Consider the following 4,153-nt stretch of genomic DNA (forward strand, 5'->3'; position numbering starts at 1 on the left):
CATCTCCACCGCTTTCCTCGCGATCTCGTTCTGCTCCGGGAGGCCGATGATCGCGACGGTCTTCCCGTGGACCGAGATTTCGGTGTTGGTCATATCCTCGATCTGGGCGCGTGACGTCCCGGCCTTGCCGATGATCCGGCCCCTGAGCCGCTCAAGGTGCCGGGCGGTGTCCGTGAGGTCGGCGAGGTTGATGATCTCAAGCATCATATCCTCGTCCTCAAGCAGCCGGAACGCACGTTCCGGCGAGAACCCCCGGTTGATCGCCTGGACGACGCTCGTCGCCGTCATGACGGCGATCGGGTCGTCTCCCTCGATCATCACGGTCCCCTCCTCGCTGTCGATCTGGAGGGATATCCCGGTTTTTTCTTCGATCTCGCGTTTCGTGGATCCGCTCTTGCCGATGAGTACACCGATCCTGGCTGTTGAAACTTTCATCTCCTGTCTGGTCATGATTGTATCCTTCTCCCGGTGCTCAGGGTTCCCGGCGGCCGGTGCCGGTGATTGTTCTTACGATCTCCTGCTCGTCCAGAACATCACAGTAGCGGGAGAAATACCGATTGAGGTTCTTTATATCCCGGATCAGGAACGTGAGCGCCTGTGGATGATCCAGGGTGACTGCCTGCCCCATATCGATCAGGTATGGTTTCTCGTGATAGAGGATATTGTATTCGGAGAGATCGGCATGGACCAGGCGCGCATCCCGGTAGAGCCTCTGTACGTAATCGAGAACCTCCTGATACACCGCCCCGTAGTCCTCCACTTCTGCGAGACGGAGCTGGGGGTACGGAGCCTCCCCCTCGCCGAGGAACTCCATCAGGAGGATGTTCCGGTCGAAGGCCAGGGGTTTGGGGACCGGGATCCCCGCATCGTGCGCCCGGGCAAGGTTGCTGTACTCTTTCTTCGTCCAGGCGAAGATGATGCCCTTGCGCGACCCCCGGACGCTTGCGAACCGGCGGTCTCCCGCAAGGTACTCGGTCATCGCCTTGAAGTTCGCGGTCTGGATGCGGTAGATCTTGATGGCGATCCCCCGCCCGTCATGCTCGCCGTAGTAGATGTTCGCTTCTTTTCCGGTGCTGATCGGGCCGCCGATGACCGAGATCAGTTTCCTGTGGACGAGCCTGTAGAGTGCGACGAGGGTGACTTCGTCAAAGACGTCGTCTCGCACCTTCACCTGGTCGGCGTCCTTTACCCGGACGCCCATCGCCTCGATCTCGCGGTCGAACCGCTCATACTCATCCCTGCGGCCCACTGCCGGATCACCTGCTGCAGACGTAGTCGTGTACGGGGGCGAGGATATCGATGAGATGGTCGGCGGCCGCCGACTTCAGGTCCAGCGGATGGATCTCGCCGGCGGCGTAAGCCCGCTCGAGGTCTTCGTAGGTGGTAAACTCCCGGTCCCCGCCGAACTTCGCAGGCCGGCGGATGGTGACCATACCGGCCCGGGGGAAGACATGGTACTGCAGGATCTGGAGCACCGGGTTATTCTCGATCTCGGGTGGGCAAAACGCTTTCTTCATCTTCTGCCTGATATCCTCCTCAGAGTCGGCGACCGATATGACGTTTCCTGCCGACGACGACATCTTCTTCCCGTCGAGGCCGCTGATGATCGGCGTGTGGATGCAGACCGGCGCCGGATACCCGATTGAGGGAAGGTGTTCCCGTGCGAGCATGTGAATCTTTCGCTGGTCGATCCCGCCGAGGGCGGCGTCCACCCCGAGGGTCGCGATATCGACCATCTGCATGATCGGGTAGACCATCTGGGAGACCGTAGGGTTCTCCATCTGCCGCCCGACCTCGTCCATGCTTCTTCTCGCCCGGTTGAGGGTGATCGCCTGGGAGAGTTTCAGGACGTTAAGCTCATACTCAGGCGCGAGCTGCACATCCGACCCGAGGACGTATTTTGCGCCGAGAAGCCCGAGCCCCTCAAAGCAGCGCCGGTTATACTCGGCGATCTCCCGGATCTCCTCCATGGTCCCTTTGCGGTTCAGGAATGCGTGGAGGTCGGCGATGAGCACGGTCACCTCGAACCCTGCTTTCTGCAGGTCCATCAGCTTGTTCACCGTCACCATGTGGCCGAGATGGATCTCCCCGCTCGGCTCGTAGCCGGTGTAGACCCGCTTGACCGGTCGGTCGATGAGCGCACGCAGTTCCTGGTCAGTGACGACCTCTATGGTATTTCGTGTCACCAGTTCGTAAGGATCCATTAAAAAGAGTGGGTTTGCCGGAGAGTTAATGGTTCTTCTTCCCCGGCCCGGGCGGCTCTTCCGGCCCGGCAGTTCACCCGATGGCGACGAGGCCGAGCGCCTCGTTGGTCATCCGGATGGACTCTTCCGGATCCTTCACCGTCCCCATCAGGGCCCGGATACAGTCGATGTTCTCGGGGATGACGTCGGCCTCCTGGTGGATGGCCTGGAAGCAGTAGAACTCCTTCCCATCGAGCACCGAGACCGACTCCTCAAAGACGCCGTTCTCCCAGAGGTCGGTCCTGGGCCTGCCGAGGTCCTGGGTGTACTCCCGGAGCTGGGCGTTGCTCTTGATCCCGGTGGCCTTGCGGACAAGCCCGATGCGGCTGTGGTTCTCAAAGACCGCCAGAACCTCGTCCCGGGTGGTCTCGCGTTTCAGGTCCGCCTGTATTGAGTGCATGTGCATGAATGTCGTCGGGACGATCATCGCGAGGGTGACGATGTTGATATGCGGGAGGACGGTCTGGACGTCGGGGCCGTGGTGGCTTGGGATGGTGGCCGGGTTGAGGACGATGGCGTCGATTGGTCCACGCTTGATGTCGTCGGGGTCAGCTCCGCGCCTGACCATCACCGCCCTGACCCGCTCGACGCCGAAGGCCTGGTCCAGGGCATGGATGAGCCTGACGAGTCCGGTGGTGTTGCACGAGACGACCCGGGCAAACTGCTTTCCTGCAGCCTCTTTGTAGTTCGCGTGGGCGTTGAAGGAGAACCCGGCGACCTCGTGCCCCTCCCCTCCCTGGAAGATCGCCTTCTTGCCGAGGCGCTCATAGATCGGTCTGTTCTTCTCCCCGACGCCGCCAGGGGTGGCGTCCACGACGATATCGGCAGCCTTCAGCATCGCATCCACGTCGCCGGCGACCTCGATGCCGGCCTTCTCGAACGCCGACTTCTTCGAGAGGTCAGCTATGTACAGGGGATACCCGCGCTCTTTTGCGATATACGCCTCAGAAGAGACGCTCGTCTTCGAGACCCCTATAACTTCCATATCGGGCTGTGCGGCGACCGCATCGGCGACCCGTTTGCCGATGGTGCCGTAGCCGTTGATTGCGACTTTGATCATGCATGATGGAATACAGAACAAAAATTAATAAAGGTTGCTGATTTGGAAATATGGCTGGTATTATGGGCGGTTATGATAAACTGGTCTTTCTGGATTCCTGTAATCCCTATTACGCCGCGAAATCCCGATGAACGCGACCTCAGGGTATATGAGGGGCTGTCTCCGTGCAGGTTGCAGGGCGGGGTTCTCCCTGTCATCCTTCCCCGGACGCCGGGAGGGCTTATATCCGGCCGGTGCTATGGACATACATACCCATGGAGAAGCAACCAGTCCTCGTAACCGATCGCCTGCTCCTGCGATCATTTGACCTCGCGGACGCCCCTGAAGTGCAGCGGCTCGCCGGCGACTACGCCGTCGCCGCGACGACCCTCCTTCCCTACCCCTACCCGGCTGGGCTGGCCGGGATATGGATCGCTTCCCTCCGCGAGGGAATCGATCGCGGCGACGTCGCGGCGTTTGCCGTCACGCTTGCCCCGTCCGGCCGCCTGATCGGCGGCGTCCGCCTCCAGATCGACGGGGACAACGCCCGCGGCGAGCTCGGGTTCTGGGTGGGGCGCCCCTTCTGGGGCCGGGGATACGCCACCGAGGCGGTCAGGGCGGTGATCGGGTATGGTTTTTCCGTCCTGAACCTGCACCGGATCTATGCCATGCACTTTTCCCGCAACCCGGCCTCGGGCCGGGTGATGGAGAAGTGCGGGATGGTCCACGAAGGCCGCTTCCGCGAACATGTCAGGAAGTGGGGCGTCTTTGAGGACGTCGATCTCCGGGGGATCCTCCGGGAGTATACCACGGAGACACTACGAGTAACACCTCCATGACCGGACAACCCGTCCTTGCAACCGATCGCCTG

The 4,153-nt window shown here is 61.3% G+C and carries 5 protein-coding genes; 1 reads left to right on the forward strand and 4 read right to left on the reverse strand.

Features of this window, described 5'->3' with window-relative positions; translation table 11 throughout:
- From BP858_RS10580 to BP858_RS10595, 4 genes are all read right to left on the reverse strand, one after another.
- Nucleotides 1-450: KH domain-containing protein (locus BP858_RS10580; RefSeq protein WP_286879461.1), on the reverse strand; the 450-nt coding region annotated here is incomplete at its 3' end.
- Nucleotides 451-472: 22 nt separating this feature from the next.
- Nucleotides 473-1,249: a serine protein kinase RIO gene (locus BP858_RS10585; RefSeq protein WP_062266293.1), complete on the reverse strand. Its 777-nt coding sequence runs from the start codon at nucleotides 1,247-1,249 to the stop codon at nucleotides 473-475.
- A gap of 7 nt (nucleotides 1,250-1,256) precedes the next feature.
- The gene (locus BP858_RS10590; protein ID WP_074176056.1) at nucleotides 1,257-2,204 is read right to left on the reverse strand and encodes a tyrosine--tRNA ligase; all 948 of its coding nucleotides are present in this window, start codon (nucleotides 2,202-2,204) and stop codon (nucleotides 1,257-1,259) included.
- Between the two features lie 73 nt (nucleotides 2,205-2,277).
- The gene (locus tag BP858_RS10595) at nucleotides 2,278-3,303 is read right to left on the reverse strand and encodes a type II glyceraldehyde-3-phosphate dehydrogenase (RefSeq protein ID WP_062266290.1); all 1,026 of its coding nucleotides are present in this window, start codon (nucleotides 3,301-3,303) and stop codon (nucleotides 2,278-2,280) included.
- Between the two features lie 254 nt (nucleotides 3,304-3,557).
- Between BP858_RS10595 and BP858_RS10600 the strand changes: the two genes are divergently transcribed.
- Complete coding sequence (locus BP858_RS10600) at nucleotides 3,558-4,121, forward strand: GNAT family N-acetyltransferase (protein ID WP_062266287.1); 564 nt, start codon at nucleotides 3,558-3,560, stop codon at nucleotides 4,119-4,121.
- Nucleotides 4,122-4,153 lie beyond the last annotated feature (32 nt).

It is taken from the genome of Methanoculleus sp. UBA413 (assembly GCF_002502935.1).
Classification (GTDB): Archaea; Halobacteriota; Methanomicrobia; order Methanomicrobiales; family Methanoculleaceae; genus Methanoculleus; species Methanoculleus bourgensis.

What these genes read in the sequence shown, in the direction of transcription:
- BP858_RS10590 (WP_074176056.1), bottom strand. Translation starts at nt 2,204, where the DNA reads ATGGATCCTTACGAACTGGTGACACGAAATACCATAGAGGTCGTCACT.
- BP858_RS10595 (WP_062266290.1), bottom strand. Translation starts at nt 3,303, where the DNA reads ATGATCAAAGTCGCAATCAACGGCTACGGCACCATCGGCAAACGGGTC.
- BP858_RS10600 (WP_062266287.1), top strand. Translation starts at nt 3,558, where the DNA reads ATGGAGAAGCAACCAGTCCTCGTAACCGATCGCCTGCTCCTGCGATCA.